Consider the following 13,905-nt stretch of genomic DNA (forward strand, 5'->3'; position numbering starts at 1 on the left):
ACGCTTTCAGACCTCTCGCCGCCGGATCCCATGCCCGACATTTCCCTCGACATCGAACGCCGCGTCGCCCTTTCGCTTGCCGTTGGTCGCTACCTGCGATCGGCCGACCGCTTCAACGAGGCGTCGCGTGAATTCACCGGAGCCTGCAAGTCGCTCCGCAAACGACTCGGCAGCCAGCAACGGTTTGTCGTCCAAGTCGACTGGAAGCATTACCTCGTGACCAGCGATCGCGACGGCAATTTCGATGTCGAACCGATCGCGTCGCTCTAAATCAACCACTTACTCAATCAAGGAACTATCGAACCAATGACCAACCTACTTGAAACGATCCAGTCCGGCCGCCAATCGAAGCCGCCCCGTGTCTTGCTCTACGGGGTCGAGGGCATCGGCAAGTCTACGTTTGGCAGTGAAGCACCGAAGCCGATCTTCATTCAAACCGAAGATGGGCTGGATGAGATCGACTGTGACCGCTTTCCGCTGGCGACGACGTTTGATGATGTCATTGCAGCGTTGAAGACGCTCGCCAATGAGAAACACGATTACGAAACCGTCGTGATCGACTCGCTCGATTGGCTCGAGCGTCTTGTCTGGGACAAGCTCTGTCAGCAGTATGCCGTCGAGTCGATCGAGAAGGTCGATGGCGGGTACGCACGCGGTTACATGCACGCCCTCTCTCTGTGGCGTGACGTGCTGGATCTGCTCGGGACGCTTCGATCTCGCGGGATGGTGATCGTGTTGATCGCCCATTCCAAGGTCGAGCGTTTCGAGGATCCGGAATCTTCGCCCTATGACCGCTATTCGCCGCGGCTGCACAAACACGCCGCGGCTCTCATCAAAGAGTGGTGCGACGCGGTCTTGTTTGCGACGCGAAAGATGCGAACGCAAACCGAGGACGGCGGGTTCAACCGCAAACGCACCATCGCTCACGCCATCGGCAAGGAAGGCGGCGAACGTGTGGTGCGTGCTTACGGATCGCCGACCTGCGTGGCGAAGAACCGTTACGGCATCGCCGAAGAATTGCCGCTCTCTTGGCCGGCGTTTGTCGGTGCGATGACCGCCAACTGAACCATTCCTGATTCACTGAACTTTCCCTTTCCATCCAACCAAGGAACCAACCATGGCCAACCTTCAAGGCTTTGATGCCAACACCGTCGAACCATCCAACGACATGGAACCGATCCCCGACGGCAAGTACGTCGCGGTGATCACCGACAGCGAAATGAAGCCGACGAAAGCCGGCACGGGAAATTACTTGCAGCTTGTTTTTCAGATCGTGGAGGGCGAGTACGCGAACCGTCTGCTCTGGGTGCGACTCAACCTCGACAACCCCAACGCGACCGCGGTGGACATCGCCCGGCGGGAGTTGTCCGCGATCTGCCGATCCGTCGGCGTCTTGGTGCCCTCGGATTCGACGGACCTGCACAACTTGCCGTGCCTGCTGACGGTGAAGTTGAAACGTCGAAATGACACCGGCGAATTGCAAAACGAAGTGAAGGGCTATGCCAAGGTCGGCGCGACGGCCGAACCGAAGCCGGCCTCACAGATCAGTGGCACGGACGCCCCTTGGAAGCGATAGCCGCGGCCTCTTTTGGATCGCTTCCAAGCCTGACGCTCGGCCGGCACGGAATGCCGGCCGGGCGTTTTTTATTCAAACACTTCTTTGATGTTGCACCATGCAAAAACTGAAACTGCCTTATCCCCCTTCGGTCAATCGCTACTGGCGGCACGTCGGCTCGCGCGTGTTGGTCAGCAAGCAGGGGCGAGAGTATCGCACGGCAGTGGGCATGTACCTACATCGAAAGAACGTCAAACCGCTCGATGGCGATCTGGTCGTCGACATCACCTTGGAACCACCAGACCGACGCAAACGCGACGTCGACAACGTGCTCAAAGCGATGTTGGATTCGCTGCAAGCCGGCGGTGCGTTCCACGACGACAGCCAAATCGTGCGTTTGTCGATCGAAAAGCACGCTCCGTTCCCGAAAGAGGGGCGGGTATACGTTTACCTACAAACGCTGCCCGAGTCGATCGACATCTCAGAAGCGCGCACGTGCCTACGTTGCAACTTCGTCTTTGCCGCAAAGGGACCAGCCAACCGCATTTGTCCCGACTGCACCTTCATCAACAACACACTTCCCAACGCGATGCCGATCGTGCGAGGGGAAAAGCGACACAACGGGGAGCCATTGAGATGAAACTCCGCGGTTACCAACAAGCCGCCGTCGATGCGGTCTACGATCACCTTCGCAACCGCGACGACAATCCTGTTGCCGTTTTACCAACGGGTGCCGGCAAGAGTCTCGTGCTCGCAAAGATTGCGTCGGACGCCGTGAACCAATGGAACGGCCGCGTTCTGATCTTGGCTCACGTCAAAGAATTGCTGGAACAAAACGCCGACAAGGTTCGTCGGCTGTGTCCCGACATCAACGTCGGTTTGTATTCTGCTGGACTGAAAAAGCGTGACACCAACAATCCCGTGTTGGTCGCCGGGATCCAGAGCGTTTACAAGCGAGCATGTGATCTCGATCCGTTCGACTTGATCGTCGTCGACGAAGCCCACCTGATCTCAAAGAAGGGCGATGGCATGTATCGGCAGTTCCTTGCCGATTGCAAAGTCATCAACCCGAACGTACGAGTCATCGGTTTGACCGCGACGCCGTTTCGTCTCGATTCCGGCATGATCTGTTCGCCGGACCACTTTTTGAACAGCATCTGTTACGAGATCGGCATCAAGGAACTGATTCGTGACGGTTACTTGTGTCCGCTAGTTTCCAAAGCTGGTGTCAACCGAGCAGACTTTGGCGATCTTCGCGTTCGTGCTGGCGAATTCGTGACGGCGGATGTTGAACAACTGGCCGGCGATGACGCCCTCGTGTCCGCCGCGTGTGCCGAGATCGTTGAACTGACGTCTGATCGCCGGGCCGTGTTGATCTTTGCGTCGTCGGTGGCACACGGGCGTCAAGTCGTCGAAGCGTTGCGAGACAATCACGACATCGAATGCGGCTTCGTGACCGGACAAACACCGGCGGGCGAACGTGACGAGTTGCTCGCTCGTTTCCGTGGCGACGCACCGACATCATTGCTGGCCGACGAGCCGCTGCGATTCCTTTGTAACGTCAACGTGCTGACGACTGGCTTCGACGCGCCGCGAGTCGATTGCGTCGTGATGCTGCGTCCGACCATGTCGCCGGGCTTGCTCTACCAATGCGTCGGCCGCGGTTTCCGTCTGCATCCCGACAAACAGAACTGCTTGGTCCTCGACTTCGGTGGCAACATCGAACGCCACGGACCAATCGACCAAATCAAACCCAAGGACAAAGCCGCTCGCCCTGGCCAAGAACCGCCAGCGAAGGAGTGCGAGAAGTGTCACGCCCTGGTCGCTTGCGGATACGCGAGCTGCCCCGAGTGCGGTCACCCGTTCCCGCCACCGGACCGCGAAGCCCACGACGCCAAAGCCAGCGAGGCCGGTGTGCTTTCCGGTGAAGTTACAGACACGGACTATGACGTTCACGATGTGAGCTATCGCATCCACCGCAAACGTGACGCCGACGATGACGCGCCGCGATGCCTGCGAGTCGATTACATGATCGGCCTGGATCACTTTCAAAGCGAGTTCATCTGCATTGAGCATTCGGGCTATGCAAGACGCAAAGCCGAAGCGTGGTGGCGAGATCGTTGTCTTGATCCGTGTCCAAGCGACGCAGACGAGGCAATGGACCTCGCCGCGGCCGGACTACTGGCTGCGCCGGAGTCCATCACGGTTCGATCCATCGCCGGTCAGAAGTACGACCGCATCATCAAACAAACGCTTGGCGAACTGCCGCACGAAGCCCTCGAAGAAGCCCCGTTCTAACTCATGCCCTCCAATCAAGGATTTCCATTGGAACACACCATTCAACTCAACGACGGACCGCTCGATGGCGTTGAACTCGTTGTCGACAATCCGATCGCTTGCCGCATTCGCAGCATCACCGCAGAGGTGGCACTCGATCAAGACAAAGAACTGCTCGACGACAGTGACTTCACCGCCGCGAAGTACGATCTTTACCTCAACGAACCGACGGCCAGCGGCGAAGGCTGCGATCTGTGTTTCTATCACGAAGAATCAAAATTGCTACCGAACCATCCGTTGGCGAAGTTGCGAAACTTTCTATCCGAAAACGATCGCGAGTTCTGGGACGAGTGGGTGTTTGAAGTTTCGATGGCTTTGGATGCGTGCTTCGAGAACATGAGGACAAACACACGCGACGCCGCCGAGGCCGCCGAGCAATACAGGCTCGCAAAACGGCGTCTCAGCGAGGTGCCCAAGTTGGTCGACGAGTTCTAACCAGTCGCCGGCGTTGTTTGTGTTCTTGTTTCCTTCTCTGTTTTGTAGCTGGCGATGGCTCCCACCGATCAAGCCGACGTCCGATCGCAAGTCGCGATCTATCGCCAGCGCGGCTGGTTCTGTGTTCCGCTGCGCCCACGGTCGAAGTCGCCGTCGCGTCGTGATTGGACAAACCTGCGTTTGCAACCCAGGGCGATTCCCGAGAACAGCAACATCGGCATTATCCTTGGCGAACCATCCGGTTGGCTCGTCGACGTCGACCTCGATTGTTCCGAAGCAATCGAATTGGCCGACAGCTATCTGCCTCCAACGCCGTCGATCACCGGCCGGCCGTCGGCATTGCGATCGCATCGTTGGTACATCGCCACAGGCGCGAACACCGAAAAGCACCAAGACCCCAGCGACGGTTCGATGATCGTCGAATTGCGATCCACCGGAACGCAAACCGTCGTCGGTCCAAGCATTCATCCCGAAGGTGAACCGTACGATGTTCTCGATGCCGAACCAGCAACCGTTCCCGCCCCCATGCTGGCCGCGTGCGTGAAAGCTCTCGCAGACGCTGTGATTGTCAAACGTGGCGTGAGCTTGCAGCTTGCGAAGCCTGAGCCAAGACCAGAACCGAAACCATCGCAAGCTGGAAGCTTACGCCACCGCGACATCGAACCCCGAGCGATTGCGTACCTCAACTCCATGCCGCCGGCGATCTCCGGCAGCAGCGGTCACTCGCAAACCTTCGCCGCGGCGACCGCTCTGGTGCACGGATTCGGTATCGAGCCCGATCGAGCGTTGACGATCCTGCAAACCGAATACAACCCGCTATGCACGCCCCCGTGGTCCGATCGCGAACTGCAACACAAGATCAACCAAGCCGCAACCAAGTCACACGACCGCCCGTTCGGATGGCTTCGCGATGAGGGACCGAACGAATCGGTCGGCGAAACGGTCGACCTCAGCGGCTTCATGGTCGCACCAAAGACCGTTGCCACCAAAGCCACGGAACCCAAGCTCGCCGACTGTCCCGATCCCGGCCACCTGCCCGAACATCTGTTCAACGTGCCGGGCTTCGTTAGCAATGTGATGAAGTTCACGCTCGCCAATGCACCGTACCCCAACGTCGCGTTGGCGTTCTGCGGGGCGATGGCGTTGCAGTCGTACCTGGCGGGCCGCAAAGTCGCGACGACCGGTGATCTACGAACCAACATCTATCTGCTCGCGCTCGCCGGCAGCGGCACTGGCAAGGAATTTCCCCGCAAAGTCAATTCACAGATCCTATTTCAAATCGGCGAATCGCAATCGCTCGGTGACAAGTTCGCGTCCGGCGAGGGCATTCAAGACGCACTCGCCCGCAGCAGCAAGATGCTGTTTCAAAACGACGAGATGGACGGTGTGCTGCGACAGATCAACCTCGACCGCGACAGCAGCCGCGAATCCATCCCGAACATTTTGTTAACGCTCTACACCTCCGCCGGCGACTTCTATCCGCTGCGAGTGAAAGCCAACCAGAAGGAAGGCGGCTACGTCGACCAACCGCACCTAACGTTGTTCGGCACCGCAACGCCAAAGTACTTTTATGAATCGCTTTCACAGCGAATGCTCACCAACGGCTTCTTCGCCCGTCTGAACATCATCGACGTCGGCAAGCGTGGCAAAGGCCAAACGCCGGGATCGGCTCGTGACCTGCCCGATGAGATCCTCGAAACCGCGAAATGGTGGGCCGACTTCCATCCCGGCGGCGGCAACTTCATGGCCGTTCACCCGAAACCGCTGCGCGTGCCACTGACGACCGGAGCCGAAACTGCCATCACGGATCTGCGTCTGCAAACCGAGGTCGAATACGACAAAGCCGATGATGCCGGCGACGAAGTGGCTCGTGCCGCCTGGAGTCGCACATGCGAACACGCCAAGAAGCTCGCTTTGATCTATGCGGTCAGCGAAAACCATCTCCAACCCCAGATCACGCTCGATGCCGTTCGTTGGGCCAGCGAGTTCTCACTGCATCAAACTCGTCGGCAACTTTATCTCGCGTCCGTCCACGTTGCTGAGAACCCGTTTCACAAAGAGTGCTTGAAGTTCATGAAACGTCTTCAAGACGAAAGCTCCGGCGTGATCAGTCGTCGCCAGATCATGCGAGCAATGAAAATGAAATCGAACGAATTTGACCAGGTCGTTGATACGCTCGTTCAACAAGAGCAGATCAAGCCCGTCTGGATCGAATCGAAGACCAAGCCCGGTAAGGGCTATCAGATCACGGTCGATTAATCCGTCACCAATCTGTCCCAATTCGTCACCGCGGCGTGACGGTTCCGGCGATTCTTGCTGACCAAAACGGCTTTCAAACCGAGAACCGTCCCAATCTGTCACCCCCGAAAGTGACGGATTGGTGACAGATCTTTTCGGGCGAAAAGTCCCTAAATAACAAAAAAAACTCTCTCTCTTTCTTTATCTGTCCCCGTGTCACGCCCATGCCCCCGCGATACGCGTTTGTGCGCACGAGGGGGTGTGGCGACAGATTTCCGGTGACAGACTTCTTTTCCCAACCCGACGGAGCTGCCGATGCAAATCCGATGCGACGAGTGCCGATATTTCGAGCCGACGTTCAACCACCAAGGTCGCTTGACTGATCGAGGCGAGTGCCGTCGCCGTCCGCCCGCGATGGTTGGCGTCACCTCTGAAACGTTCATCGCCGACGGTCACTTCCCCATCGTCAATGACCACGACTGGTGCGGCGAGTTCGCATCGAAAGGCGACGCCGAAGCCAACGCCGCCTTCGATGCGGCAGCCCGCGAGGACGCGACCGACGCCGCCGTGTGCGGCCACGCCGGCGACGCGTAGGTACTCCCGGCCAGGGCGTTCTCTGGTCAGGGCCGCGGGAACAGCGGCGGTATTAGGCACAGTTTGTTTCGCTTGTCCGAATGAAACATGTCGCGTTGGTTGTTTGCCCTCGCCATCGTAAAATCGCGTGCAAAAGGACCGGAACGCTTTGAATAAATCTGCCCAACCTACCGTCCATGTCATCGCCGGCCCGAACGGTGCCGGCAAGACAACCTTTGCGATGAGCTACTTGCATGCGTTTGCCGGTTGCCGGGAATTCCTTAACGCAGACTTAATTGCCGCCGGCTTGTCGCCATTCAATCCAGACTCACAAGCGATTCCGGCCGGCCGCTTGATGCTCGGGCGAATTGAGGAACTCACTCGCGGACGCAAAACCTTCGCTCTTGAAACAACGCTCGCCGGCCGCGGACATGCCCAGCGGTTGGCAAGGCTCAAGCACGAGTACGGCTATCAAATCGAAATCGTCTTCGTGTGGTTACCGACCGCTGACTTCGCCGTCGATCGCGTCGCCAACCGAGTTCGCCAAGGCGGTCACAACATCCCCGAACCGGTCATCCGCCGGCGGTTCGACCAAGGCATCTTCAACTTCGCGAAACACTATGCCCCCGTCGCCGATCGCTGGGCAATCCTCGATGGCACTTGGTACCCACCCAGCCCCATCGCTCTGCACGAAAACAACCAAACAGTCTGTTTCGACACCCCAGCAATCAAGGCGATTCAAACTCAAACGCCAAACTTGCTAGACAAACCCCTGGCGATTTCAGCGAAACCAACTTCGTTTTTCGATCGACTTGAATCAGCCGCGAGTGAAACCACTCAAACGATTATCGCCGCGGCCGTCCGCGTTCCAACGCCGATCCTCGTTTGGGGCGACGGAGAAACCGTTCGGATCAATTCCATCACAGAACGACGCATTCCCGACCACGTCGGCGACGACTGGATGGATCAGATCTAGATAGCAAGCCAGCCAGCCAACCCACCCAAACATCTAACCAACCGCCCAACGACCGACCCTTTTCCGCTTCTTCCCCTTTGGAAAAGGACTCTGCCATGCAGGTCGAAATGTGGACGCTTGATCGGATCAAGCCTTACGAAAACAATCCTCGCATCAACGACGACGCGGTTGCCGACGTTGTGCAAAGCATCAACGAATTCGGCTTTCGCCAACCGATCGTCGTCGACACCGCCGGCGTCATCATCGTCGGCCACACGCGATTCAAAGCCGCCAAGGTTTTGAACCTCGTCGAAGTCCCGGTCCACGTCGCGACGGACATGGAACCCGAAGCGGTGCGGGCCTACCGGATCGCCGACAATCGCACCGGCGAGAACGCGGAGTGGGATTTTGAACTGCTGCCACTGGAAATCGGAGCCCTGCAAGACAGTGGGTTCGATTGTGAGTTGCTCGGATTCGACAGCGATGAACTAGCCAAGTTGCTCGACCCCGGCGTCGACCAGGGTTTGACCGATCCCGACGACGTGCCTGAGCCTCCCGACGAAGCGATCACCCAGCGTGGCGACATCTGGATCCTCGGCGAGCACCGTTTGATGTGTGGTGACTCGACCAGCGTCGAAGATCTCGATCGACTATTGGCCGGCGCGAAGATTCAGCTTTGCAATACAGATCCGCCGTACAACGTGAAGGTCGAACCCCGCAGCAAGAACGCGATCGCGGCCGGCAACAGTTCGTTCGAGGCCGGCAAGGGCAAGACGAAAGATGGCCCGAAGAAGATGCGGGCCAAGGACCGGCCTTTGGAAAACGACTTTGTTTCCGACGAAGAGTTCGACCGGCTGCTCAAAGCCTGGTTCAGCAACATCACCCGTGTGCTCGAACCCGGCCGGTCGTTTTACATTTGGGGTGGGTTCTCAAACATTGCGAACTATCCGCCGGTACTCGCCGCGGCCGGTTTGTATTTTTCGCAAGCGATCATTTGGGACAAACAACATCCTGTGATGACGCGAAAAGATTTTATGGGGGCGCACGAATGGGCGTTCTATGGATGGAAGGAGGGTGCGGCTCATAAATACTTCGGGCCGAACAACGCCACCGACCTTTGGCACGTCAAGAAGATCGCGCCGCAGAAACTCGAACACCTCACCGGCAAGCCCGCCGAACTTGCGGTCTTGGCGATGCAGTATTCGTCCCGCCGCGGCGAGAACGTACTCGACCTGTTCGGCGGTAGCGGTTCGACCTTGATCGGAGCCGAACAAACCGGGCGCAAAGCGTTCTTGATGGAACTCGATCCGCCGTACTGCGACGTGATCGTCGACCGCTTCCAACGCTTCACCGGCAAGAAAGCGGTTCTCGAACGAACCGGCGAGTCACCGATTCCCGTCGGTGCACGCGAGGAGAACATGCGATGAGCGGTCGCGTCAAACTTCTTGGTGCGTCCAACCCTTTTCGTTCATCAGGTAAACATGCTCGGCGTTCAGATATCGAGCCAACGCCGGCAGTTCCGCAGCGGATTTCAGTTCGTTGGTTTGCCGGCTGGTTTCAAAGTACTCCGGCAACGCCGGTCGCGGCGAAAGCGATCGGATCTCGCCAGCTTGGATCAGTTCGAGGGCTTCGTCGGGATCGACGTAGCCGGTTGTCAGAATCGGCATCACGTGGTCAGGGTAGCCGTCGAAGTGCAGGTAAGTTGCGAGGATGGTTTCGTCCGGCAACCGGATGGCGAGGATGGCTCTTGTGGACATGGATCAATCTCCGTGGGGTAGAGTTGTCGGCGTGTCGATCGTTGCGACGACATCCGGTGGAATGGAAAGCATCAATGACCGGCCGGTGTCCCAATCAACATCGACTTGCGTCCAATCGCCATGCGGATAAACGCCGGCCACCGTTCCGGTGGTGCCGACGGGAATCGGGTCGGGGTCGTCGGTCATCGAAACCAGGCGGACGCGGTCGCCCGCCTTCAGTTTGGTTTGCATGGTCACGTCCTTAGTTGCGAGCGTTGTTGGTTTCGTCGACCAGGGCGGCCACTTCGGAAAGCTGGGCATTGATCAAATTCAAAGCCCGAACGTGCGTCCAACGCAGAGCCTTGTTGTCGGGCTTCAACATGCGATCGAGTTGCAATTCAACGTGCTGCAGCAAGTCGCGTGAAATTTGGTGAGCGTTGTCGTAAGCAGCGGCTGGCTCGATCGGCCGCGGGGCGAGGGTTTGAACGTTGGCGTTCTTCATCGTGTTGTTCCGTGTGGGGAAGAAATTCGTGAAAACCGTTTCGGTGAGCACAGAGAGCCATGACTTTTCGCCGGCAGCAAGCGAAGTCCGGCGGACGTTCCTAGGAATGTTGAATGTTTTTCATTGCCGGCGAACGACCGCAACAAAGGCCGCGTGTCGGCCGACTCCGGTGCGCCGCATGGTTTGCCGCACAACGAGAAAACGCCCGACCGTGGCCAACGTCGGGCGAGTGTGGCGAAGCGTTCGCCGGCTAGAAGGAAAGTGGAACCAAGACGTGAGCGTTCGGTCCGGTTACCGCGAACTCGTGTCCGTTGGTTGTTGTGGCAAGGATGCGGTTGCCGCGGCGGGTGATCCCGACCACGGTCCCGCGTTCAAACCGGCCGGCGATCGTCCGCAGTTCGTAACCCATGTCGGATTCCGGCTTGGCGGTCTCGCCGTCAACCAAATCCTCGACCTCGCGTATGTCACCAATCGTTTTCATAGCGTCGCCTCCCCTTCAAACCCGCACCGTGAACCGGCCGCGTTCGGTTTTGACAAACCGGCTTTCGTCGCCGCGTTTGAGGTCGCGCAAAATGGCCGAGTACAAAGTCGCGTGCGGCGTCTTCCCGCCGGGGCTTTCCCAGAGGTTTTGTTCCACCATGGCGGTGATCATCTCTTGCGAGTTCATCGGTTCGCCGGCGGTTTCCAAAACCTGCAAAGCCGCTTTGACGCACGAAAGCTTTTTCTGGCCGCCGGCTGCCGTTTCCGTCTTCGCTTTCTTCTTCAACACCCGTTTGGGTTCACCGGTCGCCTGCGTCGCCACGCGGGCCGGCCCTTGAAGTCGGGCGGCGGTTTTGATGCGGACCTTTTTATTGGTCGCCAAATTGGTCGCGTCCCAACCGCCGGATGCATTCTCCGCGTCGATCCGGACCGTGACTTTTTTGTTGGTGACTTTCGCGAAGTACTCGCCGCCGATCTTTACGTCTGCCTTTTTCATCTTCGTCTCTCCGTTTGGAATCGTTCGTGGTTGGCTGCCATCGTCAGGCGGCGGGCACCAACCCGCCGCGACGCCGGCGTCCGTGCCGGAGTTTCGGCTTTGGTTCAAACGACCCCGCCCAGGTTGCTCTTGCGAAGCAGGTCGTACATTTGGGCAAAGATGTAGTGCTCGTCCAAAAGCGGGCCGGCCTTCGCCCCCAGGTCGGCGTCGGCCATTTCAAGGGCGTCGGCGAGCGGTTTGAGGTTGTCCGCGATTCGGTAGAAGTCTTCGCGGATACGTTGGTATGCGTCCGGGTCCAGCTTTTGCATCTCGGTGCGAAGGTTGGCGATCGCGGTCTTTTGGGTTTCGTTCAAAGCCATGTTTTGGTCTCTCGGAAAGGGTTTTGAAAAAGCGTTTTGCCGTTCGGCGTTAACACACATGAGCCATGACTTTGAAAACACCTCAAGCGAGTTCGGGCAGCTTTTCGCAGCCTTTTCCCATGTTTCTGGAAAGCTGCGATAACTCCCGACACACGGGCGAATTCAGTCTTTGAAATTCTTTTGGAAGTTCGCCAACAGTCCGTCGACTTCGTCGTGCAGGTCGTCCAGTTCACCAAACGTTTCGACCAGCCCGCGTCGCGAAACCGCTTCGGCCAGCGGCATGTTGGCGACCGCGTCGCGTAGTTGTTCGATCAAAAGCAACGCCGACGTTTGGGCGTACAAAACGTCGGCGGTCGAAGGTCGGTTTTGGGTGACGGTTGCCATGGGTGTGTCTCCGTTTGGAAGGGTTGGAAAGAACCGTTGCGGTGACACACATGAGCCATGCGTTTGCGAACGCATCAAGCGGAATCTGCCGGCGGTCGGCAATCATTCAAGAAGTTTTTCAAATGACCGCGACCGCCGGCCTTCGCCGCGGTCGGCTACCGGCCGATGTCGTCGTGAAGCGTCGCGTTCAACTCCATCAGCCCGTCGTAGAAACGTTGCAGAGCCGGGTAGACGTGCTGGCCGTCTTCGGGAGCGTAGATACCTTCGGGGTCAAAGTTGTCGACGTAGTCGGTCAATTCCGAAAGCATTTCGAGCGTCGCCGCCTTCAAGCAGCAATCCGCCGCTTGGCGTTGCCGCGCCGCGTAGCGCTTTTGCAGAACTTCGAGGCGGTTGGGGCGAGGGCGGCGGCCGTTGATTTGGGTTGCGGTTCGCATGGGTGTGTCTCCGTTTGGAAAGGAATGAAAAACCGTTTCGGTGACACACATGAGCCATGGGTTATTGAACAGCTCAAGCGAAGTTCGGCAGCAATTCGCAGGGTTTTTGAATGTTTTTTGATGTCGCCGATGTGGCCGACAAACGCGACGTGTCGCGTCGTTGCAACTCGCCGGCGAACCATGCCCGAACAAGAAAACGCCGCGGCGTTGGGCGAACGTCGCGGCGTGTGGCGGAGCGGCAAGTTCGCCGGCGGTCAGTCGTTTTCGTCGATCAAGTACTGCAGCAATTGGCGGTGTTCAAACAATGCCGTGAGTTTCGCTTTCGCTTCGCTAGCGTGGCGGGCGTCTTGTTCGGCGAACTCGGTCCAGCCCATCGAACACGGTTCGTCCGCGATCATCGCGTGGCATTCCTTGACCGCCGCGATCCCGCGGGCGGCCAATCGTTCGGCGGCTTTGGCGAGGTCGCGTTTGGCGTCGGGAATCATCCATTCGAGTTTCGCCAGTTCGGCGCGGATGGTGGTTTCGGGTGTCTTGGTTTTTGTCTCGGTCGCGTTTGCCATGGTGGCGTCTCCGGTTTGTTGGGTTGAAAGAAGAATCGTTTCGGAAACACACATGAGCCCTGAAACCGAAACGACATCAAGCGAAGTCCGACAGGATTCCGCGGGTTTTCAATTCATTTCGTCGGGCGGCACGATGACCGGCAAAATTCCGCTGGTCAGTTCTCGCATCGCCTTTTCGACTCGGTCGAGTTCGGCGATCAAAATCCTGCGTTCGTCACCCTTCGTTTTCCGGATCGCAATGTCCATCGCGTCGCGCAGGTCGGTCATCGTTTCGTAAGCCGAAAAGATTCCTCGGGTCATTCGCCGGCGAACGCGGCTGTCGAGTTTTTCCATAGTGGCGAGCAGCGTGCGTGCGTCCTTCTTGTCTTGTTCGGTGTAGTGCGGCATGTTTGGTTCCTTGTTTAGGTTCAGGAAAAGTGAAATGGTTTTGGGGTTAGTTTCCCGCGTCATCCGGCGAGAAATGGTTCTTCAAATCTTGCAGTTGTTCGCAAAGATGTTTGAGCGATCCAACGTCGTCCCAGCCGATCGCCGGCCCGTCGTCGGTCGGTGCCGGCGTGTCTTCAATGCGTTGGTGCAAGTCTTCGAGAAGCGTCAACGCCCGAGCGTGGGCGGCGATGTATTCGGCTTCGATGCGTTGGCGGATGTTGGCGTTGGGCATGTTTGGGTTTCCGTGCTGGAAGGGGAGGATTGGTTTCGTTCAGACGGTGGCGATCGTTGTGTCCAGCGTGGCGACTTCGATTCGTGTCCCGTCAACCATCGGGATGTAGAAGCCGCCGAAGGTTGGTCGAGCGGTATCGAAAACTTCGACACCGTTAATTCGGTCGCCGGGTTTGATCTCGTGGGCTTTGCGTTGCGTCATCG

The 13,905-nt window shown here is 58.1% G+C and carries 22 protein-coding genes and 1 other RNA gene; 10 read left to right on the forward strand and 13 right to left on the reverse strand.

The features are described 5' to 3' along the window. Window positions 1-30 precede the first annotated feature (30 nt). The 10 genes from FHS27_RS05770 to FHS27_RS05815 all read left to right on the forward strand — a co-directional run bounded on the left by FHS27_RS05770 (window position 31) and on the right by FHS27_RS05815 (window position 9,520). Complete coding sequence (locus tag FHS27_RS05770; RefSeq protein ID WP_184302911.1) at window positions 31-270, forward strand: hypothetical protein; 240 nt, start codon at window positions 31-33, stop codon at window positions 268-270. Between the two features lie 36 nt (window positions 271-306). Beyond that, window positions 307-1,065, forward strand: a complete 759-nt coding sequence (locus FHS27_RS05775; protein ID WP_184302914.1) for an ATP-binding protein — start codon at window positions 307-309, stop codon at window positions 1,063-1,065. Window positions 1,066-1,117: 52 nt separating this feature from the next. Further along, window positions 1,118-1,576 (forward strand): DUF669 domain-containing protein, encoded by a 459-nt coding sequence (locus FHS27_RS05780; RefSeq protein ID WP_184302916.1) that lies wholly within the window; start codon window positions 1,118-1,120, stop codon window positions 1,574-1,576. Window positions 1,577-1,673: 97 nt separating this feature from the next. Next, a complete protein-coding gene (locus tag FHS27_RS05785; RefSeq protein WP_184302918.1) occupies window positions 1,674-2,195 on the forward strand; it encodes a RusA family crossover junction endodeoxyribonuclease in 522 nt (173 codons plus the stop codon). Further along, window positions 2,192-3,853 carry a DEAD/DEAH box helicase gene (locus FHS27_RS05790; protein WP_184302921.1) on the forward strand — a complete coding sequence of 554 codons (1,662 nt, stop codon included), beginning with the start codon at window positions 2,192-2,194 and terminating at the stop codon, window positions 3,851-3,853. The genes FHS27_RS05785 and FHS27_RS05790 overlap by 4 nt, the downstream gene beginning before the upstream one ends. Window positions 3,854-3,880: 27 nt before the next feature. Next, window positions 3,881-4,327 carry a hypothetical protein gene (locus FHS27_RS05795; protein ID WP_221224899.1) on the forward strand — a complete coding sequence of 149 codons (447 nt, stop codon included), beginning with the start codon at window positions 3,881-3,883 and terminating at the stop codon, window positions 4,325-4,327. A 54-nt stretch (window positions 4,328-4,381) separates the two neighbouring features. After that, window positions 4,382-6,586, forward strand: a complete 2,205-nt coding sequence (locus FHS27_RS05800; RefSeq protein ID WP_184302927.1) for a bifunctional DNA primase/polymerase — start codon at window positions 4,382-4,384, stop codon at window positions 6,584-6,586. Between the two features lie 294 nt (window positions 6,587-6,880). After that, window positions 6,881-7,159 carry a hypothetical protein gene (locus FHS27_RS05805; protein WP_184302930.1) on the forward strand — a complete coding sequence of 93 codons (279 nt, stop codon included), beginning with the start codon at window positions 6,881-6,883 and terminating at the stop codon, window positions 7,157-7,159. 148 nt (window positions 7,160-7,307) lie between these two features. After that, complete coding sequence (locus FHS27_RS05810; protein WP_184302934.1) at window positions 7,308-8,114, forward strand: AAA family ATPase; 807 nt, start codon at window positions 7,308-7,310, stop codon at window positions 8,112-8,114. A 95-nt stretch (window positions 8,115-8,209) separates the two neighbouring features. Further along, window positions 8,210-9,520 carry a DNA modification methylase gene (locus tag FHS27_RS05815; protein WP_184302937.1) on the forward strand — a complete coding sequence of 437 codons (1,311 nt, stop codon included), beginning with the start codon at window positions 8,210-8,212 and terminating at the stop codon, window positions 9,518-9,520. A gap of 9 nt (window positions 9,521-9,529) precedes the next feature. Here FHS27_RS05815 and FHS27_RS05820 read toward each other — a convergent pair whose 3' ends face one another. The 13 genes from FHS27_RS05820 to FHS27_RS05880 all read right to left on the reverse strand — a co-directional run bounded on the left by FHS27_RS05820 (window position 9,530) and on the right by FHS27_RS05880 (window position 13,903). Continuing rightward, a complete protein-coding gene (locus FHS27_RS05820; RefSeq protein ID WP_184302940.1) occupies window positions 9,530-9,850 on the reverse strand; it encodes a hypothetical protein in 321 nt (106 codons plus the stop codon). A gap of 3 nt (window positions 9,851-9,853) precedes the next feature. Beyond that, a complete protein-coding gene (locus tag FHS27_RS05825) occupies window positions 9,854-10,081 on the reverse strand; it encodes a DUF4314 domain-containing protein (RefSeq protein ID WP_184302943.1) in 228 nt (75 codons plus the stop codon). Window positions 10,082-10,091: 10 nt separating this feature from the next. Then, a complete protein-coding gene (locus tag FHS27_RS05830; RefSeq protein ID WP_184302946.1) occupies window positions 10,092-10,331 on the reverse strand; it encodes a hypothetical protein in 240 nt (79 codons plus the stop codon). Between the two features lie 250 nt (window positions 10,332-10,581). Continuing rightward, window positions 10,582-10,812, reverse strand: a complete 231-nt coding sequence (locus FHS27_RS05835) for a hypothetical protein (RefSeq protein WP_184302949.1) — start codon at window positions 10,810-10,812, stop codon at window positions 10,582-10,584. A 15-nt stretch (window positions 10,813-10,827) separates the two neighbouring features. Further along, the gene (locus FHS27_RS05840; protein WP_184302952.1) at window positions 10,828-11,307 is read right to left on the reverse strand and encodes a winged helix-turn-helix domain-containing protein; all 480 of its coding nucleotides are present in this window, start codon (window positions 11,305-11,307) and stop codon (window positions 10,828-10,830) included. Between the two features lie 28 nt (window positions 11,308-11,335). Continuing rightward, window positions 11,336-11,406: hammerhead ribozyme type II (locus FHS27_RS05845), an RNA gene on the reverse strand. Window positions 11,407-11,411: 5 nt separating this feature from the next. Continuing rightward, window positions 11,412-11,666 carry a hypothetical protein gene (locus FHS27_RS05850; protein ID WP_184302955.1) on the reverse strand — a complete coding sequence of 85 codons (255 nt, stop codon included), beginning with the start codon at window positions 11,664-11,666 and terminating at the stop codon, window positions 11,412-11,414. Between the two features lie 162 nt (window positions 11,667-11,828). After that, entirely contained in the window at window positions 11,829-12,050 is a 222-nt protein-coding gene (locus tag FHS27_RS05855) for a hypothetical protein (protein ID WP_184302958.1), read from the reverse strand. Between the two features lie 155 nt (window positions 12,051-12,205). After that, window positions 12,206-12,484, reverse strand: a complete 279-nt coding sequence (locus FHS27_RS05860; protein ID WP_184302961.1) for a hypothetical protein — start codon at window positions 12,482-12,484, stop codon at window positions 12,206-12,208. Window positions 12,485-12,738: 254 nt separating this feature from the next. Beyond that, a complete protein-coding gene (locus FHS27_RS05865) occupies window positions 12,739-13,044 on the reverse strand; it encodes a hypothetical protein (protein WP_184302964.1) in 306 nt (101 codons plus the stop codon). Window positions 13,045-13,152: 108 nt separating this feature from the next. Beyond that, window positions 13,153-13,431 (reverse strand): hypothetical protein, encoded by a 279-nt coding sequence (locus FHS27_RS05870; RefSeq protein WP_149752566.1) that lies wholly within the window; start codon window positions 13,429-13,431, stop codon window positions 13,153-13,155. Window positions 13,432-13,477: 46 nt separating this feature from the next. Next, a complete protein-coding gene (locus tag FHS27_RS05875; RefSeq protein ID WP_184302967.1) occupies window positions 13,478-13,702 on the reverse strand; it encodes a hypothetical protein in 225 nt (74 codons plus the stop codon). Window positions 13,703-13,741: 39 nt separating this feature from the next. Continuing rightward, entirely contained in the window at window positions 13,742-13,903 is a 162-nt protein-coding gene (locus FHS27_RS05880; protein ID WP_184302969.1) for a hypothetical protein, read from the reverse strand. Window positions 13,904-13,905: the final 2 nt, after the last annotated feature.

It is taken from the genome of Aporhodopirellula rubra, assembly GCF_014192335.1.
Classification (GTDB): Bacteria; Planctomycetota; Planctomycetia; order Pirellulales; family Pirellulaceae; genus Rhodopirellula; species Rhodopirellula rubra.